At 69.2% G+C, this 20,195-nt stretch carries 17 protein-coding genes and 2 pseudogenes; 12 read left to right on the forward strand and 7 right to left on the reverse strand.

The features are described 5' to 3' along the window. Positions 1 to 23 precede the first annotated feature (23 nt). Together ACWF9Z_RS34015 and ACWF9Z_RS34020 are read right to left on the reverse strand one after the other, a co-directional pair. Positions 24 to 3,518 carry a hypothetical protein gene (locus tag ACWF9Z_RS34015; RefSeq protein ID WP_453609038.1) on the reverse strand — a complete coding sequence of 1,165 codons (3,495 nt, stop codon included), beginning with the start codon at positions 3,516 to 3,518 and terminating at the stop codon, positions 24 to 26. Between the two features lie 26 nt (positions 3,519 to 3,544). Next, positions 3,545 to 5,791 (reverse strand): hypothetical protein, encoded by a 2,247-nt coding sequence (locus ACWF9Z_RS34020; protein WP_453609039.1) that lies wholly within the window; start codon positions 5,789 to 5,791, stop codon positions 3,545 to 3,547. A 760-nt stretch (positions 5,792 to 6,551) separates the two neighbouring features. On the opposite strand from ACWF9Z_RS34020, the gene ACWF9Z_RS34025 reads away from it, so the two are divergent. The 5 genes from ACWF9Z_RS34025 (at position 6,552) to ACWF9Z_RS34045 (ending at position 9,646) form a co-directional block, all read left to right on the forward strand. Further along, positions 6,552 to 7,058: a hypothetical protein gene (locus ACWF9Z_RS34025; RefSeq protein ID WP_453609041.1), complete on the forward strand. Its 507-nt coding sequence runs from the start codon at positions 6,552 to 6,554 to the stop codon at positions 7,056 to 7,058. 736 nt (positions 7,059 to 7,794) lie between these two features. Beyond that, positions 7,795 to 8,007, forward strand: a complete 213-nt coding sequence (locus tag ACWF9Z_RS34030) for a hypothetical protein (RefSeq protein ID WP_453609043.1) — start codon at positions 7,795 to 7,797, stop codon at positions 8,005 to 8,007. A 23-nt stretch (positions 8,008 to 8,030) separates the two neighbouring features. Then, positions 8,031 to 8,606 (forward strand): helix-turn-helix domain-containing protein, encoded by a 576-nt coding sequence (locus ACWF9Z_RS34035; RefSeq protein WP_453609044.1) that lies wholly within the window; start codon positions 8,031 to 8,033, stop codon positions 8,604 to 8,606. 335 nt (positions 8,607 to 8,941) lie between these two features. Then, positions 8,942 to 9,268, forward strand: a complete 327-nt coding sequence (locus ACWF9Z_RS34040; protein WP_453609047.1) for a hypothetical protein — start codon at positions 8,942 to 8,944, stop codon at positions 9,266 to 9,268. Between the two features lie 252 nt (positions 9,269 to 9,520). Further along, positions 9,521 to 9,646: a hypothetical protein gene (locus tag ACWF9Z_RS34045; protein ID WP_453609049.1), complete on the forward strand. Its 126-nt coding sequence runs from the start codon at positions 9,521 to 9,523 to the stop codon at positions 9,644 to 9,646. 216 nt (positions 9,647 to 9,862) lie between these two features. Here the strand turns inward: ACWF9Z_RS34045 and ACWF9Z_RS34050 are convergent, their stop codons facing one another. Both ACWF9Z_RS34050 and ACWF9Z_RS34055 read right to left on the reverse strand, forming a co-directional pair. Continuing rightward, positions 9,863 to 10,042 (reverse strand): hypothetical protein, encoded by a 180-nt coding sequence (locus ACWF9Z_RS34050; protein WP_453609051.1) that lies wholly within the window; start codon positions 10,040 to 10,042, stop codon positions 9,863 to 9,865. A 346-nt stretch (positions 10,043 to 10,388) separates the two neighbouring features. Beyond that, the gene (locus tag ACWF9Z_RS34055) at positions 10,389 to 11,885 is read right to left on the reverse strand and encodes an IPT/TIG domain-containing protein (RefSeq protein WP_453609054.1); all 1,497 of its coding nucleotides are present in this window, start codon (positions 11,883 to 11,885) and stop codon (positions 10,389 to 10,391) included. A 431-nt stretch (positions 11,886 to 12,316) separates the two neighbouring features. Between ACWF9Z_RS34055 and ACWF9Z_RS34060 the strand changes: the two are divergent. Continuing rightward, positions 12,317 to 12,442, forward strand: a pseudogene (locus ACWF9Z_RS34060) (IS110 family transposase); the annotation flags it as partial. 156 nt (positions 12,443 to 12,598) lie between these two features. Here ACWF9Z_RS34060 and ACWF9Z_RS34065 read toward each other — a convergent pair. Then, positions 12,599 to 12,790, reverse strand: coding sequence for a hypothetical protein (locus ACWF9Z_RS34065; protein ID WP_453609057.1), 192 nt, complete (start codon positions 12,788 to 12,790; stop codon positions 12,599 to 12,601). A 23-nt stretch (positions 12,791 to 12,813) separates the two neighbouring features. On the opposite strand from ACWF9Z_RS34065, the gene ACWF9Z_RS34070 reads away from it, so the two are divergent. From ACWF9Z_RS34070 to ACWF9Z_RS34095, 6 genes and pseudogenes are all read left to right on the forward strand, one after another. After that, positions 12,814 to 13,005, forward strand: a complete 192-nt coding sequence (locus ACWF9Z_RS34070) for a zinc ribbon domain-containing protein (protein WP_453609089.1) — start codon at positions 12,814 to 12,816, stop codon at positions 13,003 to 13,005. A 146-nt stretch (positions 13,006 to 13,151) separates the two neighbouring features. After that, a complete protein-coding gene (locus tag ACWF9Z_RS34075) occupies positions 13,152 to 13,316 on the forward strand; it encodes a hypothetical protein (protein WP_453609060.1) in 165 nt (54 codons plus the stop codon). 300 nt (positions 13,317 to 13,616) lie between these two features. Beyond that, positions 13,617 to 14,899 (forward strand): annotated as a pseudogene (locus ACWF9Z_RS34080) (cation:proton antiporter). A 151-nt stretch (positions 14,900 to 15,050) separates the two neighbouring features. Continuing rightward, positions 15,051 to 16,283: a PP2C family protein-serine/threonine phosphatase gene (locus ACWF9Z_RS34085; protein ID WP_453609063.1), complete on the forward strand. Its 1,233-nt coding sequence runs from the start codon at positions 15,051 to 15,053 to the stop codon at positions 16,281 to 16,283. 294 nt (positions 16,284 to 16,577) lie between these two features. Further along, on the forward strand, positions 16,578 to 16,853 hold the full coding sequence (locus tag ACWF9Z_RS34090; RefSeq protein ID WP_453609065.1) for an isoamylase early set domain-containing protein: 276 nt from the start codon (positions 16,578 to 16,580) through the stop codon (positions 16,851 to 16,853). Between the two features lie 155 nt (positions 16,854 to 17,008). Further along, positions 17,009 to 17,143, forward strand: coding sequence for a cold-shock protein (locus tag ACWF9Z_RS34095; protein ID WP_453609067.1), 135 nt, complete (start codon positions 17,009 to 17,011; stop codon positions 17,141 to 17,143). 156 nt (positions 17,144 to 17,299) lie between these two features. On the opposite strand, the gene ACWF9Z_RS34100 is transcribed toward ACWF9Z_RS34095, so the two are convergent. Continuing rightward, positions 17,300 to 18,382, reverse strand: a complete 1,083-nt coding sequence (locus ACWF9Z_RS34100) for a terpene synthase family protein (RefSeq protein ID WP_453609069.1) — start codon at positions 18,380 to 18,382, stop codon at positions 17,300 to 17,302. After that, entirely contained in the window at positions 18,382 to 19,770 is a 1,389-nt protein-coding gene (locus ACWF9Z_RS34105; RefSeq protein WP_453609071.1) for a cytochrome P450, read from the reverse strand. The genes ACWF9Z_RS34100 and ACWF9Z_RS34105 overlap by 1 nt, the downstream gene beginning before the upstream one ends. Positions 19,771 to 20,195: the final 425 nt, after the last annotated feature.

Consider the following 20,195-nt stretch of genomic DNA (forward strand, 5'->3'; position numbering starts at 1 on the left):
AGATACGACAAACTCGCCGTCCGCTACGAGGCAACCGTGCTGGTCGCAGCCATCAACGAGTGGCTGTGATCAGCACTTTCGCAACAGACCCTAGTACGGACCTGGGCCCAACGGGTGGCGGCGTGGTGCCAGGCGGTAAGTGCGGCCACGGCGATCTTACGATCACCGGGGGACAGGGGTCCGAAGTCCAAAGGACCCAGACTGGTGCCGTTCTCAGCGGCTGCGATCACCGCAGGGGTGATGCCGTCGGCCAAGGCTTGCGGGACCGCGGGGAAGAAGGCATTGAAGTCGGCCAGCGCGGTGTGCTGCGCGTGCGGCGGTGTGTTCCCCTCACGGGCCGCCAGAAGATACTCCTCGGCCGTCGCGAGATCACCCTCGACGATCAGTTGCCTGACACCGTCGGTCAGTTGAGCGGGAGCGTCTACCTCGTTGAGCTCGACGGTGGCCCGCTCCTGAAGGGACTGGGCGGCCTCGGCACCCAATACGGTGAGCTCCTCGCGAATGGCCTCGCACTCGCGGCGGACAGCACCGAGACCATCGCCGGCCAGCGCGCTGTGCGCGGCTTCCATTCGGGCGGTGATCTGGGCACGCCCGGGCTCGGGCACCCGGCCCATCCGGGTAGCGGTGTCGATATCACGGGCCAGTTCGCCATACAGGGTTCTGATCGCGCTGCCGCTATGGGCGCGCCGGGTGTGCAACGAAGCACGCAACTCGTCCGTCAGTGCAGGGGAAGAGGTGTCTGCCTGTTCCAATGCGTCCAGGGCGATCCGGGCGATGGCGTAATTCTCCCGGTCGATACTCGCGCGAACCGCCTGGGCCCAGTCAGCGCGGTCGGCGGCTGTGACGTCGTCCAGCGTCGGGGCGCGGGACGGGGTCAGGTGCGAGTTGAGATCCAGGTCGGGGGCCCGCAACAGGTCACTGTTCAGGACAGTGGTCGGTTCAGGTTCGGTACCGAGGAGAGTTCCGCCGGCCAACAGCCGCACCGTTGTCTCAAGACTTGCCAAGCAGGCCCGCGCTGCCGCCGCGATCAAAGACTCCGGATCAGTCCCGGACAGGACGGTCAGTTCACTGATCATGCGTTGGCGGTGCGGATCGACCGCCTCGTGCAGGAACGACAGCGGATCGGTCGCACGGGGCTGGACCTGGGCGATGAGGACCAGCCACTGCTGGACAACATCGAGGGAGTTGGTTGCATACTGCAGGATTCGCGAGCGCGCAGCATTCTGGAGTTTGCGGGACGTCCCTCTGGCTGCCTTGTCATCACGGTCCAAGAACGTGGGCAGGGCTCCGGGCGCGCCCAGTTCCCGCAGTTGCTGGCGGGTGGCGGCTGCCAGGTCCCGCCGGTCGTCGGCCACCGCGTGCAGCAGGGTGCCGATGCGGCCGTCGGCCGACCACCACCCTTCGGCGAACAGCTTGGCCCGCTGGCTACTGAGGTGGGGGCCGGTGCGCAGTTCGGCGCGGGCGGTGTCGCAGATGACGGCGAGGTCATCACCAGTATCGGGCCGGGCGGCAAGGACGTTGAGGGTGGTGCGTCCAGACAGCTGTCCCCGGGCGGAAGCCTGACCGATCGCGGTAGCCACTCCACCCGTTCCGGGTAGGTCGTGCAACTGCGCGGCGATCTTCAAAGCGAGCTCGCCACTGTCGGGATCTCCGGAGAGCAGACCGGACCGGACGGCGGCGGCCAACACGATCAACTGATCTGCAATGGCGCCCGGCACGCCGTGCTGCAGCTGATCGGTCACTGCCGCACGTAGCTCATGGGCGCAAGCGCCGGTGTCCGACCGCATGGCTTCTGCCAAGGCCAGGGCGCGCAGCGCTGAGGCGGTTTCGTGTTGGCCAAGGGCGTGAGCGGCGTGGTAGGCCAGGGCAAGCTGTCCCCGCCCTGTCAGATCGGCAAGGACGGGAGAAGCGGCAGGAGTAGGAGAATCAACAGGCGCATCCGGCCTCGTGACCGTCAGTGCCGCCTCGGTGTGGGCGGGGGCGGTCTGCACCGGGGCGAGCATTCTATCGACAGCCACCACCGAAGGCGAGACCGGGGGCGCCGCGGGCTGGGAAGAACCTGCCGCCGGGGCAGCTAGCTCGACGTCGATCCCGTGACGAGGCAGTGGGATCAGCGCTGCGTCAGCCTCCGACAGCAGCTCACCGCCACTGGTCAGGGTGCCACCTGTTTCCTGGAGGGGCGCCAGTTCGAGCGAAGCCGATCCTAACGGCGCCGGTTCTTGCGCCTGCCCACCTCCTGGACCCCTGGCGTCTACCTGGTCGGCGCCGACAGAAAGGGATGGAATCACGGCCTTTCCGCGCAGAATCAGGGTAAGCACAGGCGCGATAGCCGGGGGCAGGGTCTGGCGCAGTCGTTCGGTCAGAACGTCGGCACCGTCGTCGTCATCCGCCTCCACCGCGTGCGCCAACTCCGCGACCGCCGCCAGATGACCAGCCTCCTGGATCTGCCGCGGGGGCCAAACACCGATGGCTAGCAACGCGTCTGCGGCGGTACGCAGCTGTGCTATCGCCGGATGCCCCACCGGGCCGCCCGCCGCTGCGATGCGCTGCAAAACCTCCCGCAGTGCGCGATCCTGATCAGCTGCGGCACCCAGAGCGTCCAGAGCTAACAGAAGACCCGGCAGATCCCGCCCCGGATACAAGCTGGGTTCATGTAGTGCCCGCACTACTGCCGCGTGCACCTCATTGACAACCTGTTCTACCTGCTCGACAGGGTGTAACAGTTCAGCGGGAACCACTCGGCCGGCCGCCAGCAAGGTCGCGGCCTCGGATACGACCTCGATGGCCGACGCAAAGAGGTCACGCAACTGCTCGGCCTGGGCTGCACGTCCTGCCACGGTGCTCAGATCGATGGCGCTGACAGGTCCATCCAGTACTGCGGGCTCCTCTCCAGAGCCGGGTTGGTCCGCCAGCCGAGGAGCGGGTTGGGACGGCACGCTGCCGGCCAGACGGTTCCGATAGGTTTCCTCAAAAGCCTGACAGGCTCGCACAATGGTGTCGGCGCCCTCGGCGGGCCACGACGACAGGGGATGATCGCGAAACACCAGATGCAGCAACGGGACCGCAAGATGCGTGACTCTCCATTGCACCAGACCAGTGAGCAGCAGCACGGTCCGATCTGGCGCCAGCTCCTCCAATCCGGACAGGTCATGGTCAGAACCCTGCTCCAACCAGGCGGACAGCCCGTCCCGCATACCGTCAAGCGTGGGCTGGGTGAGCGTACCGATGGTGTATGCCTGCTGAGCCTCTTCACTGCGCCGCAGGGCGCCCAGGGCCTGTCGCACCGCGTGGGTGCTTGGCTGCCCTACCGCTGGAGTGCGCAGCTCCTGCAGAACCGCCGTGCGGTTCTTGCGACTGAGACGCTCCAGCATCGAGGAGAGCTGCTCCTCGGTGACCAAAGCCAGCACATCCCCGACAGGGTCAGATAGTTCTGCGACGGCCTTCTCCAGGGCCAGGTATTGAGTGCGCTGCGGCTCAGTAAGGGTGTGATGCGGGGTACGCGGAGTGCGGCGTGCCACAGGATTCCTTTCAGTGGTTCAGTGGTTCAGCGGTGCAGATGCTGGTGCCAGGCGGGGGCTTGCCCGTAGCCCCGTCGATGGCCGCGAACGAACGTGTGCCCTTCAGGCAGCTCGGTGTCGGCGTCAGGGCCGTCGACCTCGATACGCCACTGGGCGTAGCGCGCACGTGAAGCGTCGGTGGCATGGTGCCCGTCTGGCAGCCGGCGCTCCCAAGGGCGCCGCCAGTGCCGCATCTGCCGCGCGCCCGTTTCGGCGCCCTCGACGACCCGCTGGGCCTCCCGGGCCTCCTCGGTATCGGGCCACCAGGTGAACACCTCCGGCAACACGCTGCCGTGAGCGACCACCGCGCGTACCAGGAGCCCGACCGCCGCCATGTCCTCACAGGTGTGAATCACCGTCCACAGCAGGGGTGGTGTGACCACGTCCGGGCCAAACATCGCCGCACTCAACTGCTGACCGTCCAACGACCGGGAACGGGCCGGACCGATCCTGCCATCACGCAATAACGCTGCCACGATCAAGACTTCCAGGGCAGTTACCGGCGGCCGGTAACCCCCACCGATCGGCCGGTGCGCTAGCGCACCGGCGTCTACCGGGGGCGCAATAGCCGGCAGGCCCCACGCCTCGACCAACAGCACCGGGTCGAAGGCCCAGGCCAGGAGCATGTCCCCGACCCGCACGGGATCCGGTAGGAGCGCCGTGGTGGCTATCAACTGCCGACCGGAGCGAGCAGCAGCAAGAGTGATCTTGATGCCGGGATAGAATGAATCCGGCCACCTCACCTGTGCCAGTCCGCCAGGTTCGCGCTCTGTCCGCTGCCGGGCCAGATCACGATCCAACAGCTGACCGCTGTGGTGCACCTGAAGCGTCAACGGCCCCTTACCCAGCAGCGTCGCCAGCACAGCACCCGGCAGTGGGAGCCGCCCGGCCGACAGATCCGCCCCTGAAAGAGCCACCGAGACCACCAGTAGCGCTTCGTCGAGATGCTCCACGAGTACCACCGAGGCGTTCTGCCTACCGCCGGAACTGCCCGTGCGTTCGGCAACGCTGGGCCGGAGATGCTCCAGATGCCCCAGGCCAGCCGGGATCAACGGGTCACAGTCCGCCAACACCACGTCTACTGGCAGCGCTTGCGCCCGCCAGATGCCGCCTTGCTGCCAACTATCATCGATCCTCAAGTCCACGTCGCGGCGCAGGCCGCCCGCGGTGACCTGGGCGGCCAGCACAAGATTGGCATCCACCATTGCCGAGGCCGCCGCGGTGAGCTCCAACGCGTGGTCATCACCCACCTCGCGTTCCCAACCAGCCAGCACCGGCCATACCGCGGTGTAGCGTGCCGAACCTCCCGGGGCCGGACGGGTGAACCGATCCACCATCTCTTCGGCCACCGGGCCGGAAGCGAACTGCTCATGCCGGTCCACAGGCTGCGCGTACGAGTCCCACACAGCCAACCCCGGAGCCTGGCGCAACAACTCCTCCAAAGTGCTGAAGCACACCTGCAGAGCACGCTCCGCCACCACCGCGTCCTCAGAGCCCTGGAGCAGTGGGCCCAGGGCTCCCGCCGCCAGCAGCTGCCGGGCCGGGCCCAGGAGGAACTGCCGATAGAGCCCGCTGTGATCGCGCCCCGACACCAGACCGCTCGTCTCGGCGGTCCCCACCAGGTGGCCCCGCCGATCCACCACCCCAGCAGAGGACCGGCGAATCCGGGCGAGTTCCTTGTGCTCAACGGACGTCAACGCTCCCAGAGCGTCCCAGTCGATCACCGCACGCGCGAGCGCGACCTGCGACTCACCCGTGAAGGGCGCCCCCGACAGTGCGCCCGGAGTCCATCCGTCTTCCTCGACCTCCGGCGAGGCACCGAACGACGCACAGACCTCGCCCCATAAGGAGTGCGCCCCACGCTCCATTCGTACAAAGGAACCCACTGGCGGCAATTGATTCTGGACGTCGGACCCCAGGAGAGCGAACGCCTCCGGATCGAGGATGTCCGTGCTGTAGGCACCGGCATCAAGGTCATATCCGAAGTACACGGCGTTGAAAGCAGAGCACACGTGCAGAGGCCCACGCCGCACCTGCGCCACGTCTTCCAGGAAGTAGATCAGTTCCTCCTTCACCTCACCCGGCAGCGCGTCGCAGCCCAGCGTCAGCTCATGGAAGAACAACGGCGCACCCGCCCCTGGCAGACCCATCACCCGTGGCTCCGTAGCCGACCCATGCTCGTGGCCCAGCGACGACCACGGATCGCACAACAGATGATCGGCACCATCACGCACCCCCCCATGTTCTCTGTCCTGTAGTGATTTTTAGCGCACTGCTCGGACAACCACCCCCCACTTGGTTCTTTTCTGCGAAATGTGACCGCATCGCCTATCTAGGGGATACCTGCCGGATCAGGGCGAGTTATCGCGGCCTCCGTCCGAGGGGTAGCTGTGGATTGTCCCGTAACTGCTGGTCACGGGTGAGATGATCTTGATGCGACTGGTGTGATCACGGCGTCGGAGCCGTCCTGGATAGCCCCGTTCACCGGGCTCAGCCCGCGGCAGTTCGGGTGAGGTGCTCGGGCCGGCGCAGGATCCAGTCGGTGACCCTGCGGACGGTCAGGTGGGGCGAGGGGGGGCGGTGGTCAGGATCGCACCGCTGCGGTAGGGCTTCAGGTGCCTGCTCCTCGACGCGCACGCGGCCGGAGCGGGCGTCGACCAGGCCGTCGCCGCCGTCATCACCGCGGCTGCCGTGCAAGCACCTGCGCCCGCTCCGGTCACCCCGGCGGCGACTGCCACTCCGACGACCGCCCCCGTACCGGCCCCCGCACCCGTTCCCGGTGCTGGCGCGGAGCCGGCCAGGGATGTGCTGGCCTCGCGCTTGGGCGGGAGCGGGCGACCCGTGGGGTGCGCCTCCCGCAGGACGGGTACCCGCCCCGCCCCCGCCCCCGCTTCGGGCACCGCCCCTACCCCTGTGGCCGCGCCGCCGGTGCGAGAAGCCGTCGATCAGTGGGCGCCGCCCGCGAGCACGGATGCGAAGCGTTCCTGGGGACCGTTGACCGAGGGCCTGAGGGTCCCCCGGGACCTTGACCTCGGCGACCGGGCCCTCGCCTCGGAACAGCTCAAGGTGCACCCGGCCGTGCTCTCCCAGATGGTGTCGATGGTCAGGCACGTCCTGCCGGAACACGAAGCCGGTCTCCTGGTCGGCTCCCGCCAGCGCCCGCTGCTGGCCCACCGCATGAACCAGATCCGCGACCACGGCGGCACCGGCCTCCTCGCCGCGCACCTGGCCCGTCTCGGCGACAACACCACCTGGAAGGACGGCCCGTCCTCCACCTCGGTCGGGCGGCTGGTGAACGCCACCCTGCACTCCCTGACGACACCGCCCTCGACGCCGGCCGCGCCCGCGTCCCGAGTCGGGGTCTCCCCGACGGCTGCCCGCTCCCGCTCCACCGCCACGCCCGCCGCAGCGGCCCCCGGACAGCTGGCCCCGACCGAAGCCGCCGTCCCCGCCCATCGGCAGCAGACCGTACCGGCCAGGGGCGCGGGGCGTGCGCGGTGAAGGCGGCAGCACCCGGAAGCGGGGGTGGGGACGTGGAGTCGCGGCGGGTGGCTCCGTGAGTGCACTCACGGAGCACGGTGGCGGGGTGTGGAACGGCGGCAGGGCCGTCCCGGCGTGATGGGGGTCGGCCCTGCCGTGTGAGGCACTCGCGCGCCAACGCGGTGCCTCGTTGTGTCCCTGCTGCGGAGTCATCTACTTCAGGGGGTCCGCCGGTTGCGCGGTCGGTGTGCACCCCACGGTGCCTTTCGGGCGGACCGGAACACAAGTCCCGCTTGGACGGGAGTGGACGAACGAGGGCAGGCGGGCAGGGCCCCGTGGCGTTGCGCGGGGCCGGTTGGAACCTCGGGAGGGGACCGCTGTCGCGTCCCGAGGACGGCAATAGGTGTTTGTGCAGGTCAGAAGCGTTCCAAGCGGGCTGCGTGTGTAACTTGCACGCCAGGGACACCAGTGGACGAATGAAGCAACATTCCGGGCTTATCAGGCGGAGCGCCGGGTTCAAGGCCTGGGCCGATCACAGGGATCTGCCATGCTTGTGATCTCCGAACGAGCGACGCCAATTGCCCCTCGGGAAACGCCACTTGGCGCGGAGTCATCGATACGGGAGGGCGCTCCCCGCGCCCTCCCGTCCTACTACTTCAGGGACCTCGGGTAGCCGGTGTCCCGGGCAGGACTTGTCATGGGAGTGCCGAAGGAACCGGCCCGCGCGGTCGGACGGCGGCGTGCAGGCGACGGGCGGGTGACCAGTCTGACGATGCCGCAGGCGGTCGTGATCAGCGTGGTGATGCCGGTGGTGTTCTTCCTGGCCGTGGTGCAGAGCCTGCGGGGGATGCCGACGGGGGAGGTTTTCCGGCTCCTGGGCGGCGCGGGCGCGATCGCCACGGCCTTGGTCGTCGCGGTGACCCCGGGTGGCCGGGGCGCGGTCGCGGCGACGGCCCGGGCCGCGCTCTAGGCCGGCCGGTAGGGAGCGGGAGTATGGGACGTCCTGAACTTCCCGTCGATCACACGGTCCCCGCACGAGGGGAGCTGGCCGAGGCGCTGCGCGCGATGCGTGCCGGGGCACGGCTGACCTACGACGAGCTGACTGTGCGCAGCGGTGTGCCGGCGACGACGCTGAAGCGCGCGACCTCCGGCCGGAGCGTGCCCACCTGGGAGACGGTCACAGCGATCGCCGAGGCCTGCGACGGCGACGAGGACGGGCTCATCGGGCCGCTGTGGCGCCGGGCCCGGATCGCAGAACGCGGCCGATTGAAACAATGCAAGGCGTTCCTGACCGCCTGCGGAATCCCGGCCCGCCAGCACAGGCGCTGGATCCAGGCCTTCGACCGGATCACCAGGCCCCGGAGGCGCCTGACCGACGCCGAGGCCGCGATGTACATCAACTTGGGGGCACTGCCGAGCACAAGGTTCACCGAGCCTGGGTACCGGCACGAGGGCCCTGCCCGCCGCCGGGACCGCCCCTTCAGCCGGGCCGTGAGGGACCCCTGGGCAGGCCAGGAGCAAAAAACCCTATCCGAACTCTCCGACGAGGGGGATCTGCGCGTGGCGTGAGAGCGGCGACCTGTCGGCGTGGGAGGCTGACCCGCGTAAGTCGACTCGGCGCGACACCGAGCCGGCCTACCGCCCAGTCCGCGCCGAGCTCGGCGCGGGCCGTGAGCTGCGCCGGTTCGAGGCGGTCGCGGCGCTGCTTCGCGAACTCGGCGAAATGCTCGAGTGCGGCTTCCTCGGTCGCCGCTGTGGCGGCAGCCCGACTGGGCGCCCGCGTTCGAGGTCGGGATTGGCGCTGCGGCTCTCTACACCGGCATCGTCCTTGCTTGGCGCAAGACGCGGCTCCGCCCTCACCGCCGCTGCCCTGGTAGCCGGGCTCGAGAACGCAGGGTGGCCCGTTGCCGAGACCTGCGGTCGGGCTCAGCCCAGACATCAAGGTCGGCGGGCCGGGCGCACCGGTTCCCAATCAGGACGCGATCCTCGCCTCCCCGGCCCGACCCGGCATGGCCGCCGTGATGGACCGCCTGCAGGGTGTGGACGTGACCCGCCTGCTGACCGACGCGCGCAGGGCGGGAGTCGGCGTCGACCAGGCGGTGGCCGCCGTCCTCGCCGCCCCGCCCGCCGCCGGGGGCATCGCGCGCCCGGACGGAGTGGCACCCCGGAGACGGCATCCGGGGCAGCGACCTGACCCGGGGACGTGCCGTACGGGAACTTCGGCGGGTTGAGACCGGTGCAGATCTTGTTCGGGTGCCGATAAGAAGCTGGGTGGGCGCGTGTCTTGCGGATAGCTAGGATCTGGCTGGCCGGTCCTGGGCGTCCTCGGCTTCGCCGTCGACCCGTTCACGGGCCGGCGACCCCTACCTCACGCCGCCACCGTGCGCCGACTACTGCACCGTGTCGACGGTGACGAATTGGATGCGGCGATCAGCGCATACCTGCAGGCCACCACCATCCCGCCACCCCAGTCGGAGGTGACGGTGTCGGTACGACGAGTGATCGCGGTCGACGGCAAGGTAGTACTAGGCTCTCGCGCCAAGACCGCCACGGCGATCCAACTGCTGACGGCGATGGAGCACCACGGCGTGGTCCTGGCCCAGCGGTAGGTCGCCTCCAAGAGCAACGATTTAGCGCCATCGGCGGTCTTCTCGTTTTCTCCGGATCAAGCAGATCCAGTATCAGCGTGTCCACCACTCAGGGGGAGGGCCCGTTGTCCTGTCCGACCAGGCCGTCCAGCAGATGGCCGGCTGAGGTTCCCCCGAGATGCGGGGTGTCGTGACAGAGGGTCAGATGGGACTCGTGAGAGGACCAGTGAAGCCGGCTCACGAGCCGGACGCTGGACCGTCCGCTCCGTACTGGAGGCCGTCGAGGAGCAGACCGAGGAGGCGGCCGGCGTCCAGGATCAGCCCTTTGGCGAGTTCGAGCAGGGCGTTGCGAGACGCGTGCGCCCCCGCCGGACTGAGGTCGCTCAGGGTCCGCTGCACCATGCTCGTGTGTGCCATGAGGATCCGCGCCGCCGGTGAAGTGGCTCGGCCGGTGCGCGGTTTCCCGGCGACAGGGGAGCGCAGGGCGTCGCTGGGAAAGATGAAGATGCGGGTGCCATCACGGGCGTGGTGTGGAAGCGTCGGTCAGCGCCGCGCACCGGGCCGCCGGGGTCGCGTCGGAGGCTTCGACCGCGGCCCGCCCGCCCGGCCGCCAGATCAGGTTGTGGTCGTCGCGGCGCAAACAGCTCCCCCGCGGGACCACCAGGCGCGGCCAGGAGCGATCCCTCGCCCGGGCACGGTTCGGCCGGCCGGTAAGGGCCCGAGGCTGCTCGAAGGGCCACCCCGGGAACGGCGCGTGCGGACGCTACCGTCCGGTGTAGGTGAACTCGTCGGCCGGGCTGGTGGGAGAGGTGGCGTTGCCGACCGTCACGGTGAGGTTCACCGTCTGGCGGTCGTCGAGCTGACCGGGCGCGGTTGCGGTGATCTGTCCGGGAGAGTCGAACGTGACCGAATCGGATGCCTTGTCCTTGAAGTGCACGGTGGCGCCATCGGCGAAGCCCGATCCGCTGATGATGACCAGGGTGCCGACGTTTCCGCTGGTCGGGCTGACGGCACTGACCACCACAGGTGCGGGACCGCCATAGGCGAACTGCGTCATCGCGACGGCCGGGGAGGTGCCGAGGGTGTTGGTGACGCGGACGTGGACGACGCCGGTTCCGTCGGGGACCTTAGCGGTGATCCTGCTGTCGGAGTCGATGTTGCGCGTGGGGCAGGCGAAGTGGCCGAAGTCGACCATGCTGTCCTCACTGAAACCGGTGCCGTTGATGGTCACCGTGGCGCCTGGTTCGCCGAAGGTGGGGGTCACGTCGGTCACCACCGGTGCGGAAGGGACGGCAGGCGCTCCCACCAGGTCCAGGTAGGTGGAGTTGGCGTGCTGGAAGGCGATCTGGCCGAGGAAGTCCTGGGTGGTCTTGTTGACCAGGTTCTTGGCAAGGCTCGTGTAGCTGGTGTTCATCGGGCAGAGCGTGCCGGGCTGGACGTAGACGTTGCCTTTGGTGCGCTTGGAGATCGCCCCGATGAGCAGCTTCACTTCTTCGGTTGCCTGCGGTCCCGGGCTGGGGTACCAGCCGGCGGTGGTGTCGAGATCGGCCCACGCGTGCGGTACCAGGTCGTAGGCGTTGTTGTGGCGCTCGTCGATGACCCACGGCACGGAATCGAAGTAGTCGACGAAGCTCTGTACGCCGGCGGTGGGAGCGGCATAGGTGATCACCGCGAACTTCGGCTGTTTCGGCCAGGCCTGTGCCTGCAGGTATGGCGCGAGCATGGTGGCGATGCAACCGCCCAAGCTGTGACCGGTCAGATAGACGGTCGGCTGCGGCGAGGCGGGCGCCGAGTTGAGTGCGGCGGTGAGCGCCTGAGCGAGCGTGACGTTCGGGGAGGGTGAGGCGATCGAGCGGGCGTTGACAACCCGTTTGAACGCATCCATGGCCCCCTTGGAAACGGCGACGGGCTTGGATGATCCGCTCTCGGGGAACGGGACGAGTGTGCCGACGTCGAGGTCCTCGAGGATGTCGGTCAGATCGGCGTCTGTTCCGCGAGTGACCACGGCGAACTCGTTCGAGCCGTTGGTGCTCCGTGCGATGTAGGCCATATTCGCGTTGGCCTCGCTCAGGGCGAGCCACACCAGCTTCCACGCGCCCTGCGTTGCAAGGCTGGGATCGCTCAGTTGGGCGTTGATGCCGGTGATGATTCGGTCGGTCTGTTGTTGCGGGGTTTCCCCGGACGGACGCGGGGTGGCCCCGGTGGCTGCAAGGGCAGCCAGGGTCATGGTCACCTGGGCGGTTGTCGGATCGGGTGCCATCGTCGTTCCTGCTCCTCGGATGTTTTGCCGGTGCGGAGGCGGGGTGGGCTTTCGGCAGCATCAGGGCAGATCTGTGCCGAACCGGCGGCAGAGTGGATCGCACACAATCAGACCTCCCCTCTGCGTTGTCCGGTGCTTTTCCTGCCTGCAGGTTGGCCATGTTCACCTTGTTGGCCGTTCGGCGTACGTGTGTGCGGTTCGCCGAGCCAGGGGCGCAGTGCGGTCGCCAGAGCTGCGGTGTCTGCGGACAGGCCCGGGGCGGCGGCCCCGGCGGCAATGTCGTCGGGGCGGATGAGCGCGGCCGAGAGACGCCGCGGTCGGCAGGGGTTCCCGCCATCCGGCCGCATCCTCGAAACGCGGCACTGTCTCCCGCAGTGATCTCGGAACGTCGCAACTGCATGTCACCGAGACCTGTGCCCGTACCGTTGCCGAAGATCACCCAGGGCAAGCACCACACCCGGGCCCTGCTCTGCCTCGCCAGACGACGGGCAGACGTCCTCTTCGCGATGCTCCGCGAAGGAACCTTCTACGAATCTCAGCCCGCCAGGTCAGGCTGAATCGCCGGGAGCCCGCAGCGCTTCAGTCCACAGCCGCTCGAACTCCTCCGCGGGGATCTTGGCCGCCTGCGGCTGATCCTGCCACCCGTTCATGGGACCTTCGGCGAGGACGCCGTACTGCCGTTCATAGCGGAACAAGCCGCGAGATCGGCATGATCAGGCAAGTGCAGCACCTCTTCCAAGGAGGCCGCCGTCACCGGACGGACGAGAGTCCTGCGCCTGGACCTCAACCCGTCGCGCTGCCCAGCCTTCGTCATCGGCGTCGAAATACAGCCACAGATCTTCGTCCTCGTAGTAGGTGCGGAACCAGATCGTTATTCCGCAATCCTGACCCACGACCTTGACCAAGGCTATGGAGGCACCCTCCACCGCTGCGGCCCCGGCAGCCGGTCCCGGCCGAAGCCGCTGTCCCCGCACACCGGCAACAGGCCACGTCGAACCGTCCCACACAGCAGAAGTTCCACTGCGTCTCATGCGGCCACACCGCGCACGCAGACACCGTGGGCGCGATCAACGTCTTGAACCGGGCCGGGCTGGTCCGCTGCAACGCCAACACGGCGTAACAGGAAGCCCCGCCATTTACGGCGGGGAGGAGTCACCTCATCGGTACCGCGACGGGCTGGGCCGGCCTCCCCGAGGACGAGGGGCTCTACCTGATCGTCGAGCCCCCGGCCTGCGCGTCGGGAAGTACCGCATCGTGGTCGGTGACATGCCCGTCGACGGGTTCTGGTCGATCTCCCTCTACAACGCCGACGGCTACTTCGAGGACAGCAGCGAGGACGGCTGCGTCCTCAACCAGTTCAACACCCAGACGGACCCGGACGGCTCGGTGATCACCAATCGGGGAGGGTGCGCCCACGGGCGGCCCAACTGACTGCCACCGATGGACGGCTGGAACCACACCGTCCGGCTCTACCGGCCACACCCCGAGATCCCCGACGGCACCTGGGCCTTCCCGACCGTGGAACCCGTCGACTGAGAACCTCCCGCAGCCGCCGCCCGGACCTGCCGCCCCGCGCCCGGGAACCGGCGTCCCTCGTCCCCTTCGATGCGCCCGCGTTGGGCCGACCGTGCCGAGCCGGGCGCGTGCGGAGCAGGGTTCCCGCAGGTCTGACCGGCGCCGCCATAGGGTCAGACTCGCCTGTCTGCGTGAGGCGGGGGGTGAGGAGTGAGGATGAACGGCTGGGCCGTCGTGGTCGCCGGGGCTGTGGTCGTCGGATACGGGGCGCTCTCACGCCGTTTGTCGACCACGGTGCTCTCGGGACCGATGGTGTTCATGCTCGTCGGGGTGGCGATCGGCCCGCTGGGACTGGACCTGCTGGACCGGGCGAAGGATCCCGAGGTCACGCGGACGCTCCTGGAAAGCGCACTGGTGCTCTTGCTGTTCGCGGACGCGGCCGGGATCAAGGCCAGGGACCTGCGCCGGGAGGAGTTCTTGCCGCTGCGGCTGCTCGCGGTCGGCCTGCCGGCCACGATGGCTCTGGGCTGGCTGGCGGCCTGGCCGCTGCTGCCCGGCCTGGGCGTGTGGGAGCTGGCATTGGTCGCCGTCATCCTGGCGCCGACGGACGCCGCGCTCGGACAGCAGGCCTTCTCCAACCAGCGGGTGCCCCCGCTCATCCGGGGCGGCCTGACCGTCGAATCCGGTCTGAACGACGGCCTGGCCTCCCCTTCTTCGTGCTGGCGCTGGCGGCGGCGGGTGAGGGCCACGGCCATCCGGGCGTGGCCGAGACGTTCCTGCGCGCCCTGCTGCTCAGCGGCGCGATCGGGATCGCGGCCGGCTGGGCCGGGGCGAGCCTGTTGCGCTGGTCGCTCGCCCGCGGGTGGAGCAGCTCCGACTGGCGGCAGTTCCTGGTACTCGCCGTCCCGTTCATCGCGTACGTCCTGTGCGCCGTGGTGGAGGGCAGCGGCTTCATCGGCGCCTGGGTCGCCGGCCTGGCCTTCGGCATCCACCTGCGGCGCACCCCCGCCGACCTCGGCATCCCCGGCCAGGACTCTGACCCCGCGCAGAACACCAGGTTCACCGAACGACTCGGCCTCCTCCTCGCCTCGCTCAGCTTCCTCGTCTTCGGCGCCGTCATCCTGGGACCCACCCTCGAGCACCTGAGCTGGCGCATGGTCCTCTACGCGCTGCTCAGCCTGACCGTCATCCGGATGCTGCCCGTCGCACTGGCACTGGCCGGCACCGGCCTACGCCCCGCCTCCCTCGCCTACGTCGGCTGGTTCGGCCCGCGCGGGCTCGCATCCCTGGTCTTCGGCCTGCTCGCCCTGGAAGAACACCTGCCCGGGGGAACCCTGCTGAGCGAGGTCATCGCGGTGACCGTGGGCCTGAGCATCATCCTCCACGGCGCCTCGGCGCCCTTCCTGGGCGACCGCTACGGCACATGGTTCGCCAGGACCCTGCGCGTCACACCGGACCTGAGGGAGAACGCACTCGCGCAGCACGAAGGCCCACGCTGATGGCGTCCGCGGCCTTCCGGGGACAGGAACGCCGGCCGGCTGCGAGGCCACACCGCCGCCGGGCCCCCCGCCACCGGGCCGGAACGCCCCGTCCTGCCCGTGGCAATGAGGAGTGCAAGATCGAAGAGGTCTCCCGCCGGGCAGGTGAAAAGTGAGCAGCATCGACTTCGAGGCGGTCTTCCACGCCCTGCCGGGCGCCGTCGCCCTGATGACGCCGGACCTGGTGTTCGCCGAAGCCAACGAGGCATACCTGTCGCTGTCGGGCCGCACGCGCGAGCAGGTGATGGGCCGCTACCTGTTCGACGTCTTCCCCGACAACCCCGACGACCCTACCGCGAGCGGGATGAGCAACCTGCACGCGTCCCTGCGCAGAGTCGCCTCCACCGGGGAGAGCGACACCATGGCACTGCAGCGCTACGACGTGGAGGACCCCGAGCGGCCGGGGGTGTGGGAGGAGCGGTACTGGAGCCCGGTCAACGTTCCGGTGGCCGGTCCGGACGGCGCCGTGGCGCTGGTGCTGCACCGGGTGGAGGAGGTCACCGAGCTCATCCGCGCCCGCGGCAGCCGCAGCGGGGGTGACGGAGCCCGGGTCCTGGAAGCAGAGCTCTACACCCGCGCCCGCGAACTCCAGGAGCTCAACCAGCGCCTGCGCGACGCCCACGCCCGCGAACGCGAGATCGCACTCCACCTCCAGCAGGCGATGCTGCCCGCCCCAGGCCCGCTCAGCCACCGCGCAGCGGTGCGCTACCGGCCCGCCACCGGCTCCCTCAACGTCTGCGGCGACTGGTACGACCTGATCGACCTGACCGACCTGCCCCACCGCGACCACACCGCCGTCGCCGTCGGTGACGTGGTCGGCCACGGCCTGCACGCCGCCGGCGTCATGGGCCAGCTCCGCAGCGCCCTGTCCGCCGCCTCCCGGGTGGCAGCCGGGCCCGCCCAGGCCCTCGAAGTGCTCGGCCTGTACGCCCGCCACGTCGACGGCGCGGAGTCCGCCACCGCCGTCTCGGTCTTCGTCGACTGGGCCGGCCACATCCTCACCTACAGCAGCGCCGGCCACCCACCGCCTCTGCTCTGCCACCCGGACGGCACCGTGACGTTTCTCGACCAGGCGACCGACCCCCCGCTCGGGGCCCGCCCCGAGCACGTACCCCGCCCCCAGAGCCAGGCTCCCTTCACCGACGGCTCCACCCTCGTCCTCTACACCGACGGACTCATCGAGCGCCGCCACGAAGACATCGACACCGGCCTCCAACGCCTCGCCGACTCCCTCACCCGCCACCGCACCGTCGACCCCGACCAGCTCGCCGACGCCCTCCTGACGGACCTGATCCCGCCCGCCGGCATCACCGACGACACCGCCCTGGTCGTCCTCCGCCTCTGACCACACAGGCGGCCGACAAGGTCGGCGCTCGGCCGGTCCTGCTCAAGGGGACGCAACCGCACTCGCTTCGGGAGGAACCCAGGGTGACGTTGCAACCGCCGGTGGGCCCGGTGCCCGGCGACTCTTGGTGTGAGCAGGTAGGCCCGCGACGCCTATCCGGGAGCGGCGGGGCGCGTGACAGCGCTGGGCGGGTGATGGCGGGTCGGTGGGCGGCCGGGTCTGCGGGGGGCCGGTGTGCCGGCCTCCGACGATGGGCGGCGTATCCATCCATTACCCCCGTCAGGAGTCTGCCTCATGCTGGAGCGCACGCTGAAGAAGGACCGCACCGAGGTCACCTTCGTCCTCTCCGCGGACATCCCGCCGGGTCCGGTCAGCGTGGTGGGTGACTTCAACGACTGGCAGCCCGGCGTCCACACCCTCAAGGCCCGCAAGGACGGCAAGCGCGCCGTAACGGTCGCGCTGCCCATGAAGAGCGTCCACTCGTTCCGTTATCTGGCCGCGGGGGATTACTGGTTCAACGACGAAACGACCGAGGACCAGGACGGCCCCAACAGCCGCCTGCACACCTGACCCTCGGCGATCAGGACCAGGACCAGGACCAGGACCAGGACCAGGACCCGGCGGTGGTCGCCGGTTCCGGCGGAGCTCTGCCGCTACGCGTCGGCTCCGTTCCCGGGCGGGGGAGGGCTTGCGGAGGGCAGTGGGGCAGCGGGCAGCTGTCGGGGGTGAGGATCTTCGTTCACCACCAGGCCATTGAGAGCAGCAACGGCCCCGGCAGCCTGAAGGAAGGCCAAAGGGTCTCCTTCGTGACCGAGAAAGGCGCAAAGGTCCTGCAAGCCACGCAAGTCCGCCCCCTGTAGTCCGCGGACACGGAGCCGGACGCTACGCCTGGGAGTGACCGCCCGCCCCCAGTTCAGCGGCCCCGACGGAGCGGCACAGCTCGGCCATGTCCCCGGCCGGGCTGCTGCCGTCGTGCGCCAATGCCGACGACGGCCGGCTGCCACGGATGTGCCTGGTCACACGTGCTCGTGGGGCCGGTAGAGAGTGCGGTCGGGGGTGAGGATGACGGTGGCGTCGGTCAGGCCGTTCCAGTGGTGGCCGCGGCCGTTGTAGCGGGGGGTGAGGTAGGACCATTCGAGGTTTCCGGCGATCATCGCCTCCAGCGCGTCCAGGTACGCGCGCAGGCTGCTGTCCTGGTTTGCCGCGCCGGCGCGCAGTGTGGTGGTGAGGTGGTCGAACTCGGTTTCGGTGCGGTGGACGGTCGTGGCGATGCGGTCGACGGCTGCTTGGAGGTCGCCGCCGTTCTCGGCGAGCGCCAGCTGGATCTCGTTCATGGTGTCGCCGCTGTAGAGCTCCTTGCGGTAGGAGAAGACGTCGTTGACGCCGATCCAGTGGCGGGCCACCAGCATGTTGAGGCGCTGTAGTTCGGGAAGCTTCTCCAGGCGGTCGCTGAGGTCGATGCCGAGGCCGAATTCGAGGAGGGGGAAGCAGCATTCCCCGATCGAGCTGTTGCGGTACTTCTCGTAGGTGGGCAGGTCCAGTGCCGCGAGGTCCTTGACGAGGTCACGCTCGGCGTGGCAGGCCTCCAGGAACTCGTGCAAGGTGCGCGCGTAGCGCTGCCACACGCGCGGGGAGACGAGGGGGAGGGTCTGATCGCGCAGCTCCGCGAATGTCCGGGTGAAGGGGGTGTCCTCGGTGGGCTGTCTGCCGTCGAGGACGGCAGGCAGTTCGTGGATGCCCAGCTCCCGGATTCGCGAGGGTGGTGCCTGGGCGAAGACGTCGTCGATGCTGAACAGGACGTCGATCCAGGCGCAGACCAGTTCGATGCGGTCCTCGCGAGCGTCGGCATAGGTGAGCAAGTTCCACAGGCTGGTGCGGTGTTCCAGGAACGTCTCCAGCTCCTGCCGGCTGTCGTAGGCGTCGCGCAGGAGTGTGGCGAGACGCAGCGCGCAGCGCTCTTCCAACGCCTCGATCCCGGGGCGGCGCCGGGCCGGTGTGAACCGGGGGAAGAGCGGCATCCGGAAGCAGGGGTGCTCCTCGGGCGAACCAGCTATGCCGCCCTCGGGGGCGCCGTCCTCTGCGTGGTCGCAGGTTCTCATCACTGCTCCCGACTGTTGGTTTGGCGCATGGCGGGCGACATCGTGCGGCGGGTTGCAACGAGAGGGCCGGCCTTGGGGGTGAGCAGGAAACGGGGCAGGGGCCGCAACGGGGTGGTGTCGGCCTTGCGCAGTTGCCAGCGGCTGCTGATCCCGGCGAGGGCCAGGATCGTCTCGGTCATGCCGTAATGCTCGCCCAGGCACTTGCGGCGGCCGCCGCCGAAGGCCATGAATGCCTGGCGCTGGGCGGGGGAGATGTGTTCGGGCAGCCACCGGTCCGGGTCCAGACTCTCCGGGTCGGGGAAGACGCCGGGGTCGCGTTGCAGGGCGTAGGGGGAGACGATCACATCCGCGCCTGCGGGAACGGTGAACCCGGCGAGCACGGTCTCCTCCAGGGCGACACGGCTGAGCATCCAGGTAGGAGGCCACAGCCGCAGCACCTCGGTGAGGACCTGACGGGTGTAGGGCAGGCGCTCGATGTCGGCGAAGGCGGGAGCGCGTCCGGCGAGCTCGCGGTCCAGCTCGGCCCACAGCCGGCTCTCCACGTCCGGGTGGTCGGCCAGGGCGTGCAGTGTCCAGGCGAGGAGGGATGCGGTGGTCTCCACGCCCGCGGCCAGCACCGACAGGACCTGATCACGCACTTCCGTGTCGTCAAGCGGGCGGCCGTCGTCGTCGCCCGCGGCCATCACCAAAGACAGCAAGTCGTCTCCCGGCGCCTCGCCGGCCCGGTACTGCGCGATCACCTCACCAACGGCCAGCTCCAGGCGGACCTGCGCCCGACGGAAACGACGGTTGGCCGGCAGCGGAAAACGATGCAGCAGCGGCCAGGGCACCAGCAACTGCCGGAACATGCCCTCCAGCAACACCGGCAGGGCCGAAGCCATCGTGTCCGCTGCCCTACGGCCGGCCGGGGCCGCGATCAGAGTCCGAGCCACCACCTGTGCCGCCAGCCCGTACATGCGCGCTTCCACATCCAGCAGCTCACCCTCACGCCACCCGCCGACCGCCTGCGCGGCGCACTCAGCCATCACCGCGGAATACCGGGCCACCTGGTTGCGGTGGAACGCCGGCCTCATCACCGGCTGCTGGCGCCGGTGATCGGCGTTGCTGCAGGTGATCACACCATTGCCGACCAGGACCCGCGCCGTGTCCATGAACGGCCCGCCCTTGTCGAACACCGACGACACCAGCACCCGATGGGCCGCCTCGGCCGCATTGACCACGTACACCACACGCCCGGCCAGTTGCACCCTCACTACCGCCGGCCCTCCCCGCAGAGAGCTGAGAAAGGCGAGGGGATCACGCACCATCTGCGCCACGTGACCCAACCACGGCACACCACCCTGAACCTGCTGAACCTGCTGAACCTGCTGAACCTGCGGAACACCCACGGCGCCAACTCCCCCCGACTTCGGCAGCACATCGAACGGCAACCGCCCGCGCGGTCGCAGGCGAGACACAGAACCGTTCCCTCCCCTGCAGGCACACCCGTACCGCGCACCCCGCAAACGAGGTGCCCACCAGGCAGCCGCTCATCCGTGCACGCGGGGGCGCACGACAGCACTCCCGCAGCGCACATTCACGCCCCCGCCGCCTCCGCTGTCGGGCGCGGCCGGCCACACACAGCGGTGCACTCGCGGCCTGGGCGGCGAAGGACAGGACCGTGGAGTACCGGCGCAAGCCGACGCGCGACGCGGTGTTGTCGCCCCCCGAGCCTTCGCGTGGTGGGCACCCCGTTCGGCCGTCGTACCGCCGGTTTCGGCCTTGCCTCGTTTCCGCAGGTCACAGCCCACCCGAACCCACCGATACTTCAATC

This window comes from Streptomyces sp. NPDC054961 (assembly GCF_053609145.1).